Raw genomic sequence first — 16,810 nt, 5'->3', positions numbered from 1 at the left:
GCTAAACCACCGCGTAGCGAGAAATGCCGCAGTTTTCAAGCAACCGGCGCGCGCCGTCCGGCAAAAGTATGCGGCGATCCGCATATTTGGTAGCCAGCCGGAAATAGCGCTTGATTCGTTACAAAAAAGTTAATATTGATGCGAAAGCGCCAACCTGGCCGCCTGTTTTTCCGGCTAACGACCGAAAAGGGACTGCTATGCGATCCATTTCAGACCATCAACATCAGATTTCTCTCTCGCCGCCTGCCCTGGTGAAGCTGCCGGATCAGGAGGACGTTTTCGCCGTCGAACATTTGTCGCGCCTGTGCGACGGGCTGGCGCAGCAGCGTCCGAACAACCTGCGCGATCTGCTCAATACGCTGGCGCTGATCGCGCCGTTGCTGAACGCGATTCCCAATGTGGTGTTCTTTATCAAAGACGCCCAGGCGCGCTACCTGTTGGCCAACCTGACGCTGGCCAGGCGCTGCGGCTTCAAGACCGTCGCGCCGCTGCTGGGCAAGACGTCCGCCGACGTTTTCCCCGCGCAGCTCGGATCCGGCTACACCGAGCAAGACCTGCGGGTATTGCGCCACGGCGTGCTGATCCAGGATCAGCTGGAAATGCACCTGTACAACGGCCGTGAAACCGGCTGGTGCCTGACGCAAAAGCTGGCGCTGTACGACGCGCAGGGAAAAATCATCGGAATGGCGGGCATTTCACACGATCTGCAAGAGGCCAAAGCCAATCATCCGGCTTACCAACGGCTGGCCGCGATCGACGTATACATCCGCCGCCACTACGCCCGGCCGATCGCGCTCGAGGAGCTGACGGCGTTGACCGGGTTATCGGTGGCGCAGATAGAACGCTACTGCAAACGTATCTTCCACCTCACTCCGCGCCAGATGATCCACAAAGTGCGGCTGGAAAAGGCCACGGAACTGCTGGCGGGCGAGCTGCCGATCACCGACATCGCGCTGCAGTGCGGCTATACCGATCACAGCGCCTTCAGCCGTCAGTTCAAAGCGATGACCGGTTCCACACCGCGCGATTTCCGCCTGACGCTTTCCGCTTAATTCGCTGATTTACCGCATTAAAAGCATTCTTTATGGCGCACCGGCGCCCGATTTCTGCATGCCCGTTTTCCGGCGCCATTGTGCCAATTTCGTCGCAGCAATCGGCGAAAAGCGTCAAGCCTCCCTGTGCAATACCGGTCAATCTGTCGGTGAGACTCACCAAAGATTCACCTTTTATTAACACTTTCGGACGACAGGACAAACACGATGAGCCATAAAACCCTAAGCTGGAGCGGCGTATTCCCGGCGGTGACGACCCAGTTCCGCAACGATTTTTCTCTGGACCTCGACGCCACGCATACGGTGATCAAAAACCTGGTGCGCGACGGCGTCTCCGGCCTGGTCGTCTGCGGCACCGTCGGTGAAAACACCTCGATGACGGTACAGGAAAAGCTGGCGGTGATCGAAGTGGCAAGGGACGCCGCCGACGGCCAAGTACCGGTGATCGCCGGCATCGCCGAATTCACCACCGCCTTCGCGCAAAACATGGCGCGTGAAGCGCAAAAGGCCGGCGTCGACGGCATTATGGTGATGCCGGCGCTGGTCTACTCCGCCAAGCCGCACGAAACCGCCGCGCACTTTCGCAGCGTCGCCGGCGCTACCGATCTGCCGATCATGGTCTACAACAACCCTCCCATTTACAAAAATGACGTCACGCCCGACATCCTGACCTCACTGGTCGATTGCGAGAACATCGTGTGTTTCAAAGACTCGTCGGGCGACACCCGCCGCTTTATCGATCTGCGCAACGAAGTCGGCGATCGCTTCGTACTGTTCGCCGGGTTGGATGATGTGGTGCTGGAGAGCATCGCCGTCGGCGCGCAAGGCTGGATCTCCGGCATGTCCAACGCTTTCCCGCGCGAAGGGGAAACCCTGTTCCGCCTGGCGAAGGAAAAACGCTATGAGGAAGCGCTGGCGCTGTACAGCTGGTTCATGCCGCTGCTGCATCTCGATGCCCGCCCCGATCTGGTGCAATGCATCAAGCTGTGCGAACAGCGGGTTGGCCGCGGCAGCGCCGTCACTCGCCCGCCGCGTCTGGCGCTGCAGGGTGAAACGCTCTCCGAAATCAACGCCGTGATCGATAAAGCGCTGGCCACTCGTCCCGCGCTGCCGAACGTCGGCCTGTAACGCCTTCACCGCCCGGCCACGCCGGGCGTCGCACTTTCTCTACCAGGGGGACCCATGCCCAACGCTCGCGATGCCGCCATCAGCGGCCAACAATTTATCGGCTGCCAGCGCCGTGCTACGGGAGAAGCGGCGCTGCTCAGCCTGCGCGCCGACGACGGTCAGCCGACCGGCTACCGCTTCCACCAGGCTACGGCGGCAGAAACCGCCGCCGCCGCCGAAGCCGCCGCGGCGGCCTTTGATCCCTATTCGCAATGCAGCGCCGAACAACGCGCGAGTTTTCTCGACGCCATCGCCGAGGAGCTGGACGCGTTGGATGAGACCTTCTTCGCCTTCGCCATGCAGGAAACCGCCCTGCCGCCGGCGCGGTTAAGCGGCGAACGCGCCAGAACCAGCGGCCAGATGCGGCTGTTCGCCACGCTGCTGCGACGCGGCGACGTCGAGGGCGTGCGCATCGACTGCGCGTTGCCGCAGCGTTCTCCTCTGCCGCGTCCCGATCTGCGTCAATATCGCACGGCGCTCGGTCCGGTGGCGGTGTTCGGCGCCAGCAACTTTCCGCTGGCGTTTTCCACCGCGGGCGGTGATACCGCCGCCGCGCTCGCCGCCGGCTGCCCGGTCGTGTTCAAGGCACACAGCGGCCATATGATCACCGCCGAGCTGACCGCTCAGGCGATCGAGCGCGCAAGGGAACGTATGGGCATGCCCGCCGGCGTCTTCAACATGATCTTCGGCAACCGTGTGGGAGCCGAGCTGGTGCAGCATCCGGCGATTCAGGCCGTGGGGTTTACCGGCTCACTGCAAGGCGGCCGGGCGCTGTTCGATCTGGCCGCGCAGCGTCCCCAGCCGATCCCGGTCTTCGCCGAGATGTCGAGCATTAACCCGGTCGTGATCCTGCCGCAGGCGTTGGCTCGGCGCGGGCAGCACATCGCGCAGGAACTGGTCTCCTCCTTCACGCTCGGCTGTGGCCAGTTTTGCACCAAGCCCGGCGTGATCGTCGCGCTGCGCGGCGTCGCCTTCGAACGGTTGGCCGCGACGATGAGCGCATTGGTCGACGCCGCCCCCCCACAGCCGATGCTGAATGCCGGCACGCTCGAACACTACCGGCGCGGGCTGGCCGCGCTCGATGCCCATCCGCACATACGGCATCTGGCGGGGGAGCGCGAGATTCTGCCTCACCGGGCAGCGGCGCAGCTTTATCAGGCGGAGGACACATTGCTGCTGCAGGCCGATCCGCTGCTGCAAACAGAGGTCTTCGGCCCGGCCAGCGTGCTGGTGACGGTAGATAACGAAGCGCAGCTGCATGCGGCGCTGGCGGCGTTGCAAGGCCAGCTGACCGTCACGCTGCTGGCGGAAGACGGCGATCTCGATATGGCCGCCGGGCTGACGGCATTGCTGACGCGCAAAGCCGGCCGGGTGCTGTTCAACGGGTATCCAACCGGGGTAGAGGTGTGCGACGCCATGGTGCACGGGGGCCCTTATCCGGCGACCAGCGACGCACGCGGCACCTCGGTAGGCACGCTGGCCATCGAGCGTTTCCTGCGGCCGGTCTGCCTGCAAAACACCCCAGCGGCGCTGCTGCCGCCGCCGCTGCAGGACGCCAACCCGCTCAACCTGCTGCGGCTGGTGAACGGCGTTTACACCCGAGATCCCATAGTTTCACCTGCCCAACATTAGCCCGGCCGCATCTGCCTGCCACTCAATAACAAAAGGGTAATACCATGACAACCCAAGGCAAATTCAAGAAGCAGCTTACGCTCACCGATCTGACGTTCATCGGTCTGGGCGCCATATTCGGCTCAGGCTGGCTGTTCGCCGCCAGCCATGTCTCCTCCATCGCCGGCCCCGCCGGCATCTATTCCTGGCTGATCGGCGGCCTGGCGGTGCTGCTGCTGGGCATCGTCTACTGCGAGCTGGGCGCCGCCCTGCCGCGCGCCGGCGGCATCATTCGCTATCCGGTGTTCTCGCACGGCGAATTGATGGGCTATCTGCTGGGGTTTATCACGCTGATCGCCTTCTCCAGTCTGATCGCTATCGAGGTCGTCGCCGCCCGTCAGTACGCCGCCGCCTGGTTCCCGCTCCTCAGCCAGCCGGGTTCCGGCGATCCGACAGCGCTCGGCTGGCTGGTGCAGTTGGCGCTGCTGTGCTTTTTCTTCGCGCTCAACTACTACAGCGTCAAAACCTTCGCCAAATCCAATAATCTCATCAGCGTGCTGAAGTTTCTGGTGCCGCTGTTGGTGATCGTGGTGCTGTTCAGCTTTTTCAAACCGGAAAACCTGCACAGCCAGGGCTTTGCCCCCTTCGGCTCCGCCGGGGTTGAAGCCGCCATTTCCGCCGGCGGCATCATCTTCGCCTACCTCGGCCTGACGCCGATCATTTCGGTCGCCAGCGAGGTGCAAAAACCGCAGCGCACCATTCCCATCGCGCTGATCCTGTCAGTCGTGCTGTCCACCATCATCTATGTGCTGCTGCAGATAGCGTTTCTCGGCAGTATCCCCAGCGAGATGCTGAGCGGCGGCTGGGCCGGCATCAGCCAACAGTTTTCTCTGCCGTTCCGCGATATCGCCATCACGCTCGGCATGGGATGGCTGGCGTTTCTGGTGGTCAGCGACGCGATCGTTTCGCCCAGCGGCACCGGCAACATCTACATGAACGCCACGCCTCGCGTGATCTACGGGTGGGCACGCGCCGGCACCTTCTTCAAACTGTTCACCCGGGTGGATGGTGAATCCGGTATCCCGCGCCCGGCGTTGTGGCTCACCTTCGCCCTCTCGGTCTTCTGGACGCTGCCGTTCCCATCGTGGGAAAAGCTGATCGGCGTGGTGTCCGCCGCGCTGGTGCTGAGTTACGCCATCGCCCCGGTCACCGCCGCCGGGCTGCGGCGCAATGCGCCCGATATGCCGCGTCCGTTCCGGGTGCGCGGTTTCTGCGTGCTCGGCCCGCTGTCATTTATCATTTCGGCGCTGATCGTCTTCTGGTCCGGCTGGGACACCGTCTCCTGGCTGCTCGGCTTGCAGATACTGATGTTCTTCATCTACATCCTGTTCAAGAATCAGGTGCCGACCCACGCCGTTAGCCTCAGGCAGCAAATTTGGTCCTCGCTGTGGCTAATCGTCTTCTATGCGCTGACGATCACGCTTTCCTACCTCAGCAGTTTCGGCGGCATCGGCGCTATTGCTCATCCGTGGGACACCCTCACCATGGCGGTGATTGCGCTGGCGATTTACTACTGGGGCGCCTATACCTGTTTACCCCAGGCCAATTTTATCGGCGATGAAGAAGAATGACCCAGGGAGGACATCGAAATGACAACCATGCACGTTTTGTCGCTGGAACACGCTTATCAACTGGCGCTACGCGCACTGCGCTGCAACGGCTTCAATCAGGCGCATGCCGAGACAGTGGCGCAAAATGTCATTCAGGGCGAGCGCGACGGCTGTGCTTCGCACGGGTTGTACCGGCTGTTGGGCTGCGTCCGCTCATTACGGGCGGGCAAAGTCTCTGCCGATGCGAAACCCAGGCTCTTCGACCAGGCGCCGGCCATCTTGCGCGCCGATGCCGGCGGCGCCTTTTCCCTGCTCGCCTACCGCACCGCTCTGCCGGCCTTTATCGATAAGGTGCGCGCCAACGGCATCGCCGCCCTGGCGATCAACCACTGCGTGCATTTCTCCGCGCTGTGGGCCGACATCGAACCGCTGACCGAACAGGGTTTAGTGGCCTTAGCCTGCACGCCCAGCCACGCTTGGGTGACGCCGGCCGGCGGTTCACGCCCGCTATTCGGCACCAATCCTATCGCCTTCGGCTGGCCGCGCCCGGCTCGGCCGCCGTTTTTGTTCGACATGGCCACCAGCACGGCGGCGCGCGGCGAAATCGAATTGCATCGCCGCGCTGGCACCCCGCTGCCGGAAGGCTGGGGCATTGATAAGGCAGGCAACCCCTCCACCGACGCCGCCAGCGTGTTGGAGGGCGCGATGCTGACTTTCGGCGGCCATAAAGGCTCGGCGCTGGCGGCCATGGTTGAATTGTTGGCTGGGCCGTTGATCGGCGACATGACCAGCAAAGAATCGCTGGCCTATGACGACGGCACCGGTTCATCGCCCTACGGCGGTGAACTGATCATCGCGTTGGATCCCGAGCGTTTTCTCGGCGCGGATAAGGAGCGGTATTTCGCCAGCGCGGAGGCGATGTTTGCCGACATGCAAGCGCAAGGCGCACGCATTCCCGGCGAGCGGCGCTATCGGCAACGGCGCCACAGCGAACAATACGGCGTTGAAATCCCCAGAAAGCTGTACGACGAGATAGCGGCGCTGTGCGATTAGCGCCGAATTGATGCCCCCGCGCCGCCAATCCGGCGCGGGGCGAAGTTTAGCCTGCCTGAGCCAAGTCGCTGTGCAGGCGCTTGCGCCACACGGGTTTGCTGTCCCATTGGGCGAAATGTTTCGCCTCTTTACCTGGTTGCACTTTGTGCCACATGTCCTCTTGCCACCGGATCGGTTCCTTTCCGCGCAACGTTGGGCGGGTCTGTTTAATCGTTCGTTGCAAGACGCTCGCTTCTTCCGCAGTAATGTTCGGCGCCTGTCTGGCGGCGTCCAGCGCGCGGCTTCCCAGCGGTGCCATCACCTGATACAACACTTTGACCTGCTGTAGCGTCGCTTGCTGATTCGTGCTCATGCCTTTGCCGGACCAGTCGTCGAAATTTTCACCGGGATCGTCACCCTGCGCGCGATATTCGTTACCCGGACCCTCGACGATATTCCAGCCTTGCCAGGTCACCAGGGTATGTAACCCATCGCGATCCTGCAGATTTTCATTCTTGATCTGTTTGAGCACCTCGGCGCGGTTAGGCACACCGATCAGATTCATAAACTCGTCGAGCGCGTTCCAGTGCTCGCCAGCCACCAGACCATTCCAGACATTGCGTAAACAGTTCCAGGGGATGGTGTGATGCCAGGTCAGCGTGATAAGCGGTTTGGTTGGCGTATGTTGCCAATGGCTCGGTTCACTGCCTCGATCGCCTCTGATGATCCCATCGACTTCTAATGGCATGGCTGCCCCTCTTCTGGCTGAAATAAAGAATATGCGCAAGGCCGCTGGCCCGGTCGGCATAAAAAACGTCAGCTAAAATCGTAGCAGCTCAGGCTGAGATGGCAATAAAGCAGCCTGCGTTCTGCGGCCGACCGGCGACCGCAGAACGCGCATGAAAACGGCGGGCTTAAAGGAGGATTATCGGACCACCATCACCGATATATTGGCATGGCGAACGATGGCGGCGGCGTTGGAGCCCAACAGATAAGTTTTCACGCTCGGGCGACGCGAACCGATGATGATCAGATCGGCGTCGATCTCTTCCGCCAGTTCCAGCGCCTGATCGCGCGCAGAGCCAAAGCTGACGGTGTAATTGAGGCGATCTAACGGCAGATCGATTTCCGACATGATTTTCTTCAGCTTCTCCACCGCCTTCACTTCCGCCTGATTCTCAAACTCCTTGAGACCGAACGAATAGGCAGTAACAAAAGCCGAGGCATCCGGCAGCGCATGGAAAAAATGCACTTTAGCGCCGGACATCTTCGCCAAATATTCCACATGCTTCAGCGCATGCTCGGTCAACAGATCCTCTTCAATATCTATCGGCACTAAAATAGTCTTGTACATATCACATCCTTTCTATGTAAACCGGGTGCCTACAGAGTACTGCCGTGCACGGGCTCGGTGAACCGCTTTATCACGCTTTTGTGATCGGAGGTAAATACTGATAAGGACAATGCTTAATTTAACAAAATATAAACATCGCGCCGCTAACTGATAGGCGATTAATTATTTATTTCTCGCAATTAAATCAGCTGTAAATAAACGGCTTTGGCGGTGGCTGCGGTCTTATTGGCGACCGAAAGTTTTTTAATCGAGTTACCGATATGGAAATTGATCGTACGTTCACTCACCCCCATCAGCAGCGCGATCTCTTCCGCCGTTTTGCCTTCGCTGCACCAGCGCAAGATATCTTTCTCCCGCAGCGTCAGCACATCTTTTATCGCTTCGTCGTTCACCGATATCAACGCTTCACGCAGCGTTTTGTGGGCGGTTTGCGCCAGCCAAAGGAAAAAGAGTTCATTCACCGCGCCGGCCTGCGGCGTTTGCTGCGGCAGCGTCTTGCCGGCAAAAGTCAGGATCCCCAGGCGACCATAGCAATCCTTGACCGATTGCGACCACCCGGTGTGCAGACCAAACTGCGACATGCGCTGCCAAAGCGCCGGCCGCTCGTGATAAAAACTTTCGTCCCACTGGAATTGCAGCGTGGAATGGTGGGCTCGCTCGATGACAGGATCCTGCAAATACGCCCGCTGCCGCCGATAATCCTCGAGATAGCGCTCTGGAAACGTTCCTTCAACCCGCATTTTTGGCCGGCTCGCCGGATAACAGGAAAAAACGATGTAGGAGAAATAATCAAAACCCAGCGCCTCGACGCAGCGCCCCAGTTGGGTCAGAAAACGTTCGCGATCGGTCAAACTGCCAATCACCTCCGCCATGAGCCGTTGAGTGCGGGTATCCATAACGCAGGTTCTCCAAATAGCGATGTCGATTTATCGATAGGTCAGACTCACTATAGGATATCGCCGCCCGGCGCCAATAGCCGTTTCATATAATAAAAAATACGAACGCTATAACGAAAAAAGCTATTCCCCGGTTTATTTCCCTCAGAATAAGCCTTTTTATTGGGCTGAGCCGCAAAACTACGCGAATAGCATAACCCCGTCTGCAGGTAAACCTGTCATTTCTACCGTTAGACAGCCAAGACACCGCCAATTACTTTCCTCACAGGCACCCGGTGCCGCCGTAAATCCAAAGAGATAATAAGAATTTGCGAATTTCGCATGGCATACAGTGACGGGGATTTTCTATGGCAGAAAGTAATGCGGCAATTCAATCGGCTGCGATTATCGGCGCGGGAACGATGGGCAGAGGCATCGCTTATCTTTTGGCGCAAAAAAGCATTCGTACGGTGCTTTATAATCGCAACGGCAATACCCTCAATCAAGCTCGCGACGCTATCGTGCAAGACCTGAACAAAAAGGTGGAACAGGGCAAGCTCGCGCTGCAGGACAAAGACGCGGTGCTGGCTAATCTGACGTTCTCCGCGGAATTTGGGGCCATCGCCGACAGCGATCTGGTGATCGAAACCATCGCAGAGCATGAGCAAGCCAAACTCGAGGTGCTGGCGGCCATCGCCGCGACGGTCAAGCCCGACACGCTGATCGCCACCAATACCTCCTCACTGTCGCTTAATAAGCTGGCGACGGCGGTGACGCACAGCGAACGCTTTATCGGTTTGCACTTTTTCAACCCCGCGCCGCTGATGAAGCTGATTGAAATCATTCCGGCCTATTTTACCGCACAGGTCACCACCGAACGTTGCCGTCAACTGGTGGCGGCGTTGGGGAAACGCGATGTCGTCTGTCAGGCCACGCCGGGATTTATCGTCAACCGTATGGCCCGCCCCTACTATCTGGAAGGGTTCCGCCTGTTGGAAGAACACGTGGCGCGTGCGCCGCAGATCGACCGCGCCCTCAAAGCCGGCGGACACTTTCGCATGGGGCCGCTCGAGCTGACCGATTTTATCGGTCAGGACATCAACTATCAGGTCAGCCGGCAAATTTGGCAGGACATGCAGTACGATCCGCGCTATACCCCGGGCCATCTGCAGCGCTCGCTGGTCGATGCCGGTCTGTTGGGCAAAAAGAACGGCCGCTCCTATTTTTCCGCCGAAGAATCTCCCCCGCCGCTTGCGGCCGTCGTCGATGCGGAGGTCGAGACGCTACGCATTTACGGTGAACATCCTCTCTTTACCCTGCTACAGCAGCGGGCCACCCTGCAATGGCCGCGGCTGCGCGTGGAACAACGGCCGACATTACCGGGCCTGGGCGCCGCCATTCAGGTCAATGACGCTTTCACCGTCAGCGTTACCGATGGCCGCACGGCAAACCAGCTTGCCGAACAGACCGCGGCGGACGCCTTTGTCGTCGATGTCGCCCTGAACTACGGCGATACGGCGTACCTGGTGGCGGCGCATAGCCGCCACGCCTCTGCGGCCAATAAGGCGCTGTTTTTACGCCTGCTGCACACCGCGATCCCGCAGGTGGAATTTATCAAGGATTCCCCGGCCTTGATCGTCGCCCGCGTGCTCAGCAGCCTGATCAACGAGTCGGTGATCATGGTGGAAAGCGGCGTCTGCAGCCGGGAAGACATTGATGTCGCCGCCGTCGCCGGCGTGAACTACGCCGACGGTATTTTCGGCTGGCTCACTCGCCTCGGGGAGGAAAATGTCAGGACGACGCTGAGCAACCTGGCGCAATTGCTGCACGCGGCGCGCTATGCGCCGCATTACACCCTTCTGCACGCCGCCCAACCGGCGCTGACCACCACGCCTTAAGGATCCATGATGAGCATTAAAGATGACGGTGTTTATCTGATCGACGGCACGCGCACGGCGATCGGCGCCTATGGCGGCAGCCTGGCGCATACCCGCCCCGATGATATGGCGGCGACGATTATTCGCAGCCTGCTTCAGCGCCATCCGGCGACGCAGCAGGATCTGGATGAAGTGGTGCTGGGCTGCGCCAACCAGTCCGGCGAAGACAACCGCAACGTCGCCCGCATGGCGACGCTGCTTTCCGGGTTGGATCAGTCGGTGCCGGCCATCACCCTCAACCGCCTTTGCGCCTCCGGGTTGGATGCGGTGATCTACGCCGCGGCGAAAATCCGCAGCGGCCTCAGCGAACTGATTCTGGCCGGCGGCGTGGAAAGCATGAGCCGCGCGCCCTATGTGCTGAGCAAGGGCGAAACGCCGTTCGACAAGGGGGTAAAGCTGTACGACACCACGCTGGGATGGCGCTTTGTCAACCCGCGCCTGGCGGAACGCTACGGCAGCGATCCGCTGGGCATCACGGCGGAAAACGTGGCCCAACAGCAGGGTATCTCACGCGAGGAACAGGATCTGTTCGCGTTGGGCTCGCAGCAAAAAGCCCGCCGGGCGATCGACAGTGGTCGATTGGCGCGGGAAATCACGCCCGTGGATGTGCCGGCGGATCGTAAAACCACCCGCATATTCGCACAGGACGAATTCCCCCGGCTCAGCACGTTGCAGCAGTTGCAGGCGCTGAAACCGGCCTTCGCCGCCGGTGGTTCGGTCACCGCCGGCAACGCTTCCGGCATCAATGACGGCGCCGCCGCGCTGCTGCTGGCCTCCGGACGCTACGTGAAACGCCAGGGCTGGCAACCGCTGGCGGAGATCGGCGACAGCGCGGCCGCCGGCGTCGCGCCGGCGCTGATGGGGCTGGGGCCGATCGCTTCCACCGAGCGCTTACTGCAGCGCGGCGGTTTCACGCTGAATGATTTTGACATCATCGAGATTAACGAAGCCTTCGCCGCGCAGGTTCTGGCGGCGCTGAAACACTGGCGCATCGACGCCGGCGACGCGCGCGTCAACCCAAACGGCGGCGCCATCGCGCTCGGCCATCCGCTGGGAATGTCCGGCGCGCGCCTGGTGCTGTCGGCGGCGCTGGAATTACGCGATCGGCAGGCCGGCAACGCATTGGTCACAATGTGCGTCGGCGTCGGTCAGGGCCTGTCATTAAACCTTAAAGCCGTTTAACACAAGGAACATGCTATGAGCGTACTGAACATTCTTGAAGAAAAGTTGGCGGAAACCAAAAAGCAGGGGCGTTTTCGCGAGTTCCTCAACCTTGAACGCGGCGTACAGGACAAACCCTGGGCCACCAGCCACGGGCAACAAGGCGAGCGCCGTCTCAACGTCTGGTGCTCAAACGACTATCTGGCCATGAGCCACCACCCCAAAGTGCTGCTGGCCACCACCGACGCGGTTAACCGAGTCGGGTTAGGCACCTGCGGCGCCCGCAGCATTTCCGGCACCTCGGTCTATCACACTGAACTGGAAACGCTGCTGGCCAGCGCCTACGGCAAAGAGTCGGCGCTGCTGTTCACCACCGGCTTCGGCGCCAACGACGCCACCTTGTCCACCCTGTGCGACGCCATTCCCGATCTGATCGTGTTCTCTGACGAACTGAATCACGCCTCGATGATTTACGGGATTCGCTACAGCAAGGCGGAGAAAAAAATCTTCCGCCATAACGACGTGGCGCACCTCGCCGAGCTGCTGCAGGCCGCCGATCCGGCGCGGCCAAAGCTGATCGCCTTTGAGTCGCTGTATTCCATGGACGGTGACTTTGCTCCTCTGGCGCAGATTGTGGCGCTGGCAGAACAGTATCAGGCGCTGACCTATCTCGACGAAATTCATTCGGCCGGCGTGTATGGCGAACGGGGGCTGGGCTATGCCGAACAGCTGGGCCTGTTGGATAAAATCACCATTATCCAGGGCGGGTTCGGCAAGTCTTACGGTGCGGCGGGCGGCTATATCGCCGCGCCCCGTTCGGTGGTGGAAGCCGTGCGCAGCTGGGCGCCGGCATTCGTCTTCAGCACCTCGTCGCCGGCGCCGGTGGTGGCCGCCGCGTTGGCCAGCTTTAAATACAACCTCGAGCACGACACCCAACGCAAGCACCTGCTGGCGATCGTCGATCACCTGAAGACCGGTCTGCGCGCCGCCGGCATCCCGCTGGTGTCGGCAGACAGCCATATCCTGCCGCTGCGGGTCGGCGATCCCCATCGCAACAAACACATCAGTAAAGTGCTGCTCGATGAGCACGACATTTACGTGCAACCGGTCAATGCCCCGACGGTGCCTGCGGGCAGCGAGCGGCTGCGGGTAACGCCGACCTCGGCGCATTCCCATGCCGACGTGGAGACCTTCCTGGCGGCGTTGAGCCGGGTCTGGGCGGTAAACGATCTGCGGAGGGCGGGATGAAGTTAGCGGATTATAACGGCCATCTGGTCACGCTGTGTCTGATGGCGACCGGGACCTTCGCCATCGGCACCGACGCCTTTATCGTCGCCGGCGTGCTCAGCGACATTTCCGCGACATTTGCCGTCAGCCCCGCGCAAGCGGGGCAGTTGATATCGGTATTCGCGCTGGCCTACATGCTGTTTGCGCCTCTGACCGCCTGGCTGCTGGGCAACGTCAACCGCAAGCACATCCTGCAGTTGGCGCTGGTGCTGTTCATCGCCGGCAACCTGGCCTGCGCCTGGGCCACCAGCTACCTGCAGATATCGTTCGGCCGAGTGTTGGCGGCATTGGGCGCGGCCTGTTACACCCCGCAGGCCGCCGCCGCCGCGGTGGGGCTGGTGGCGGAAAAACGCCGCGGCCTGGCTATTTCCATCGTCTATGGTGGCATGACGCTGGCCATCGCGCTCGGTATTCCGTTCGGCACCTTTCTGGCCAAACTGATCGGCTGGCGCGACATCTTTCTGTTCATCGCCCTGCTGGGGGCGGTGGCGCTGCTCGGCCTGTCGCTGGCGCTGCGCGCTATTGCGGCGCCGGGCAAACATTCGTTGAAAGAACGGCTCGCCCCGCTGCGGCAAAAGGCGGTGCTGACCACGCTGCTTATCACCTTTTTCGCCGTGTGCTCGGAGCACATTGTTTACAGCTACGTCAGCGTGCTGTTGAAAGACACCCAGTTCGGCCCGGAAGCCATTCTGCCTTTGGCGCTGCTGGTGTTCGGCATTGGCGCGGTGATCGGCAATTTTGCCTCCGGCGCGCTGACCGACGCCCTAGGCAGCAAATTCGTGCTGCTGTTTTCGGTGGCGATCCAGACGCTGTCCCTGTTCCTGCTGGCCTTTTACGTCACCTCGCCGTGGTGGGTGTTGGCCATCTTTCTTATCTGGGGCATTACCGGCTGGATGTATCTGGTGCCAATCCAACATCACCTGTTGTCGCTGTCGAAGCGTTTTGGGGCGCTGACCGTGTCGCTCAACAGCTCGGTGCTGTACGCCGGCATCGCGGCGGGCGGCATGCTGGGCGGCCTGACGCTCTACGCGTTGCCGGCCCACTATTTGCCGCTGTTCTCGCTACCGCTCGGCGCCATCGCCCTGCTGTTGACGCTGATCTTTTTCCGCGGGGAGGCCAGCGATGAGTGAATCACCGCCGGTGCTTTACGAACGTTATGGCGCGCAGGTTGCGGTCATCACCCTCAATCGGCCGGAGAAAAAGAACGCCATCAACCTGCAGATGGCCGAGTTGATCCGCAGTTACCTGCGGCAGGCGGATAATGACGATACGATACGCGCGATCGTCCTGGCCGGTCAGCCGGCGGTATTTTCCGCCGGCATGGATATTAACGCGTTCCGACAGGGCGAACTGCCCATCGTCACGCCAGAGGGATTCGGGGGACTGATCCATGCGCAGATCGCCAAGGTGATCATCGCCGCCGTTGACGGCATCGCTTACGGGGGCGGCTTTGAGCTCGCCCTGGCTTGCGATCTGATCGTCGCCGGCCAGAACGCGCGCTTCAGCTTTCCCGAAACCGGGCTCGGCTTGGTCGCCGCGCAAGGCGGATGCGCGCGCTTGCCGGCGCGAGTTTCTCCCTATGTCGCCCTCGACTGGCTGCTGACCGGCAGAACCGTCGGTGCGCGGGAGGCCCTGTCACACGGCGCCATTTCCCGCATCAGCGAGGGCTCGGCTCGGGAAGAAGCGCTGCGCATCGCCGAGCAGATCGCCGGGAAGGATCTCGCCGCCAGCCTGGCCGTGAAGGCCATCGTGCGCCAGGGGCTGACGCAGCGCGAGGCGCCATCGTTCGATTTTCAGCAGGCGCCGGTCGAACGCCTGCGTCAGGCGGCCGCTCGTCGTTAACCCCCTTATTGCTTGCCGGCTTGCCTGAGCCGGCATTTCCCGCTGCGCCTCCCCGCCACAGCTCATTTTACGCAGCCCGCCTCTCGGCGCTGGGCTACACTGCCGGTAGCCCTCATGCGCTGATAAGGAAAAATAATGCGCCACTTGCCTCTGCTGACCCCCAGACTGATCTTGCGCCCGTTCACCGCCGTCGATCTGCCCCACTTTACCGCCTACCGCAACCATCCTGACGTGGCGCGCTACCAGAGCTGGAGCGACTACAGCGCCGCACAGGCGCAGGCCTTTTTCGCACAGCAACAGCGGCTCGCGTTCAACCGTGATGACACCTGGTTTCAACTGGCGGTCGAGCGCCGCGAGGACGGCGCGTTGCTGGGCGATGTCGCGGTGCATTTTTTCGATGAAGGGCGTCAGGCTGAACTGGGCGTGACCTTCGATCCGGTTCATCAGCGGCAAGGACAGGCGCGCGAGGCGCTAAGCGCCGTCATCGCCCTGCTGTTCGGGCCGCTGGCGAAACACCGCATTACCGCCGTGGTGGACGCGCGTAATCTTCGCGCCGCCGCGTTGTTCAGTAAGCTGGGCTTTCGCCGTGAGGCCTGTTGGCGGCAAAACGTGTTTTTCAAAGGCGCATGGGGCGATGAATTCGGTTTCGCCCTGCTGCAAAGCGAATGGCGGGAGCATGAACAACATGACGCTGTTGAATAAATACCTTGGGCAATACCAGTTCTCTGAGCGGCATACGATCGTCATCACCGCGCCGCAATCGCGGGTGTTGGACGCCGTGGCCGCTTACGATCCCAAGCGCGATCGTTTTTTCCGCAGCATGATAGCGCTGCGCGAATTGCCCGCGCGGCTGATGCCACGCGATAAGCCTCGTCCTCCGCCGTTTGGCCTGCATAACTTTTGCCTGCTTGAGCAGGATGAAACCGCGTTGGTCTATGGCCTGATCGGCCGGTTTTGGCAGGCCGAATACGGTTTGGTGAAGGTCGCTGACGGGGCTGACTTTCAGGCCTTCGCTCAGCCCGGCGTCGCCAAACTGGCGCTGGGGTATGCCGCGAGCCCGCTGGAGGGTGGGCGCTGCCGTCTGGTAACGGAAACGCGCATCTTCTGCCCCGACAGCGCCAGCCGGCGGCGGTTTACCCCCTACTGGTATGCGATTCGCCTGGTGAGTGGGTTGATAAGACGCCGCATGCTGCGCGCCATTAAAACCGCCAGCGAAAAGCAGACGGCGAATCATTCACCAGATTGATTAATTTAAGAGCATTCTTAGAGAATGAAAATCATTATCAGCCTATTTTTTAATCACAACAAGATAGTGTTGAGAAGCCATTGACCCCGCCCCCTGCGGGGATTTTTTCGCCTATTTATCGCCTGTTTCAGGGAACGCCTGCATAAACAGGAAGGTGCAAGGCTTGCGCTGATACTGATTGATCTGCGGCACCAGCCGGGTGAAATGCTCGGTCTGGCAATGCACTTCGAGAGCCGCGCGATCCGGCCAGCTTTCGATAAAAATAAAGTGCCCGGGATCCTGCTGGTCGATGCACAGTTCATAACTGATGCACAGCGGCTCCTGCCGGGTTTTCTCCACCAGCTCGCGATACCACGGTATAACGGTGTCAATGTGTTCCGGGTGAATGAAATCTTCAGCAATGACCTTCAGCATGTTGCGCTCCTGCGTTCTGTTGTGCCGTGCTTCACCTTATCGCCCTCCCTCGCGAGATGAAAGCGCCACTCTCCAGTGTCGGTCCTCGGGTTCCCAATTCGGTGATAGCGCACACAGATCTCGATCAAAGCGCTTGAACGCCTCCTGGCCCTGTGTGAACTTTCAATTAACAAAAAGGCAACACACCATTCACCATGGTGATATCTGTACCGATATGCCGAC

General features: G+C 60.7%; 16 protein-coding genes. 12 read left to right on the top strand and 4 right to left on the bottom strand.

The window, feature by feature from the left end:
• Positions 1-197: 197 nt before the first annotated feature.
• The 5 genes from ACJ8PE_RS18775 to ACJ8PE_RS18755 all read left to right on the top strand — a co-directional run bounded on the left by ACJ8PE_RS18775 (position 198) and on the right by ACJ8PE_RS18755 (position 6,493).
• Positions 198-1,052 carry an AraC family transcriptional regulator gene (locus tag ACJ8PE_RS18775; protein ID WP_197806149.1) on the top strand — a complete coding sequence of 285 codons (855 nt, stop codon included), beginning with the start codon at positions 198-200 and terminating at the stop codon, positions 1,050-1,052.
• A gap of 207 nt (positions 1,053-1,259) precedes the next feature.
• The gene (locus ACJ8PE_RS18770; protein WP_033650710.1) at positions 1,260-2,180 is read left to right on the top strand and encodes a dihydrodipicolinate synthase family protein; all 921 of its coding nucleotides are present in this window, start codon (positions 1,260-1,262) and stop codon (positions 2,178-2,180) included.
• Between the two features lie 54 nt (positions 2,181-2,234).
• Positions 2,235-3,851 carry an aldehyde dehydrogenase (NADP(+)) gene (locus tag ACJ8PE_RS18765; RefSeq protein ID WP_197792760.1) on the top strand — a complete coding sequence of 539 codons (1,617 nt, stop codon included), beginning with the start codon at positions 2,235-2,237 and terminating at the stop codon, positions 3,849-3,851.
• A gap of 44 nt (positions 3,852-3,895) precedes the next feature.
• Positions 3,896-5,461 (top strand): APC family permease, encoded by a 1,566-nt coding sequence (locus tag ACJ8PE_RS18760; RefSeq protein WP_072627916.1) that lies wholly within the window; start codon positions 3,896-3,898, stop codon positions 5,459-5,461.
• Between the two features lie 18 nt (positions 5,462-5,479).
• On the top strand, positions 5,480-6,493 hold the full coding sequence (locus ACJ8PE_RS18755; protein WP_197792758.1) for an Ldh family oxidoreductase: 1,014 nt from the start codon (positions 5,480-5,482) through the stop codon (positions 6,491-6,493).
• Between the two features lie 46 nt (positions 6,494-6,539).
• On the opposite strand, the gene ACJ8PE_RS18750 is transcribed toward ACJ8PE_RS18755, so the two are convergent.
• From ACJ8PE_RS18750 to ACJ8PE_RS18740, 3 genes are all read right to left on the bottom strand, one after another.
• Positions 6,540-7,220 carry a hypothetical protein gene (locus ACJ8PE_RS18750; protein WP_094141838.1) on the bottom strand — a complete coding sequence of 227 codons (681 nt, stop codon included), beginning with the start codon at positions 7,218-7,220 and terminating at the stop codon, positions 6,540-6,542.
• 177 nt (positions 7,221-7,397) lie between these two features.
• Positions 7,398-7,826, bottom strand: a complete 429-nt coding sequence (locus tag ACJ8PE_RS18745) for a universal stress protein (protein WP_033642623.1) — start codon at positions 7,824-7,826, stop codon at positions 7,398-7,400.
• 179 nt (positions 7,827-8,005) lie between these two features.
• Positions 8,006-8,722, bottom strand: coding sequence for an autoinducer binding domain-containing protein (locus ACJ8PE_RS18740; RefSeq protein WP_197792756.1), 717 nt, complete (start codon positions 8,720-8,722; stop codon positions 8,006-8,008).
• 347 nt (positions 8,723-9,069) lie between these two features.
• Here ACJ8PE_RS18740 and ACJ8PE_RS18735 point away from each other — a divergent pair, with 347 nt between their 5' ends.
• From ACJ8PE_RS18735 to ACJ8PE_RS18705, 7 genes are all read left to right on the top strand, one after another.
• Positions 9,070-10,599: a 3-hydroxyacyl-CoA dehydrogenase NAD-binding domain-containing protein gene (locus tag ACJ8PE_RS18735; protein ID WP_197761139.1), complete on the top strand. Its 1,530-nt coding sequence runs from the start codon at positions 9,070-9,072 to the stop codon at positions 10,597-10,599.
• 9 nt (positions 10,600-10,608) lie between these two features.
• Complete coding sequence (locus tag ACJ8PE_RS18730; RefSeq protein ID WP_197792755.1) at positions 10,609-11,820, top strand: acetyl-CoA C-acyltransferase; 1,212 nt, start codon at positions 10,609-10,611, stop codon at positions 11,818-11,820.
• 15 nt (positions 11,821-11,835) lie between these two features.
• Entirely contained in the window at positions 11,836-13,047 is a 1,212-nt protein-coding gene (hemA, locus tag ACJ8PE_RS18725) for a 5-aminolevulinate synthase (RefSeq protein WP_042784152.1), read from the top strand.
• On the top strand, positions 13,044-14,216 hold the full coding sequence (locus tag ACJ8PE_RS18720; protein ID WP_033642618.1) for an MFS transporter: 1,173 nt from the start codon (positions 13,044-13,046) through the stop codon (positions 14,214-14,216). The genes hemA and ACJ8PE_RS18720 overlap by 4 nt, the downstream gene beginning before the upstream one ends.
• The gene (locus ACJ8PE_RS18715) at positions 14,209-14,928 is read left to right on the top strand and encodes an enoyl-CoA hydratase-related protein (protein WP_108680414.1); all 720 of its coding nucleotides are present in this window, start codon (positions 14,209-14,211) and stop codon (positions 14,926-14,928) included. The genes ACJ8PE_RS18720 and ACJ8PE_RS18715 overlap by 8 nt, the downstream gene beginning before the upstream one ends.
• A gap of 135 nt (positions 14,929-15,063) precedes the next feature.
• Positions 15,064-15,630 carry a GNAT family N-acetyltransferase gene (locus ACJ8PE_RS18710; protein ID WP_197761142.1) on the top strand — a complete coding sequence of 189 codons (567 nt, stop codon included), beginning with the start codon at positions 15,064-15,066 and terminating at the stop codon, positions 15,628-15,630.
• Positions 15,605-16,174, top strand: a complete 570-nt coding sequence (locus tag ACJ8PE_RS18705; RefSeq protein WP_226772991.1) for a hypothetical protein — start codon at positions 15,605-15,607, stop codon at positions 16,172-16,174. The genes ACJ8PE_RS18710 and ACJ8PE_RS18705 overlap by 26 nt, the downstream gene beginning before the upstream one ends.
• Before the next feature lie 111 nt (positions 16,175-16,285).
• On the opposite strand, the gene ACJ8PE_RS18700 is transcribed toward ACJ8PE_RS18705, so the two are convergent.
• Entirely contained in the window at positions 16,286-16,588 is a 303-nt protein-coding gene (locus tag ACJ8PE_RS18700) for a putative quinol monooxygenase (protein WP_197792753.1), read from the bottom strand.
• Positions 16,589-16,810: the final 222 nt, after the last annotated feature.

The sequence above is a fragment of the Serratia sp. CY74737 genome (genome assembly GCF_052166775.1).
Lineage (GTDB): Bacteria > Pseudomonadota > Gammaproteobacteria > Enterobacterales > Enterobacteriaceae > Serratia > Serratia ureilytica.
This window is presented reverse-complemented; position numbering and strand designations above follow the sequence as displayed.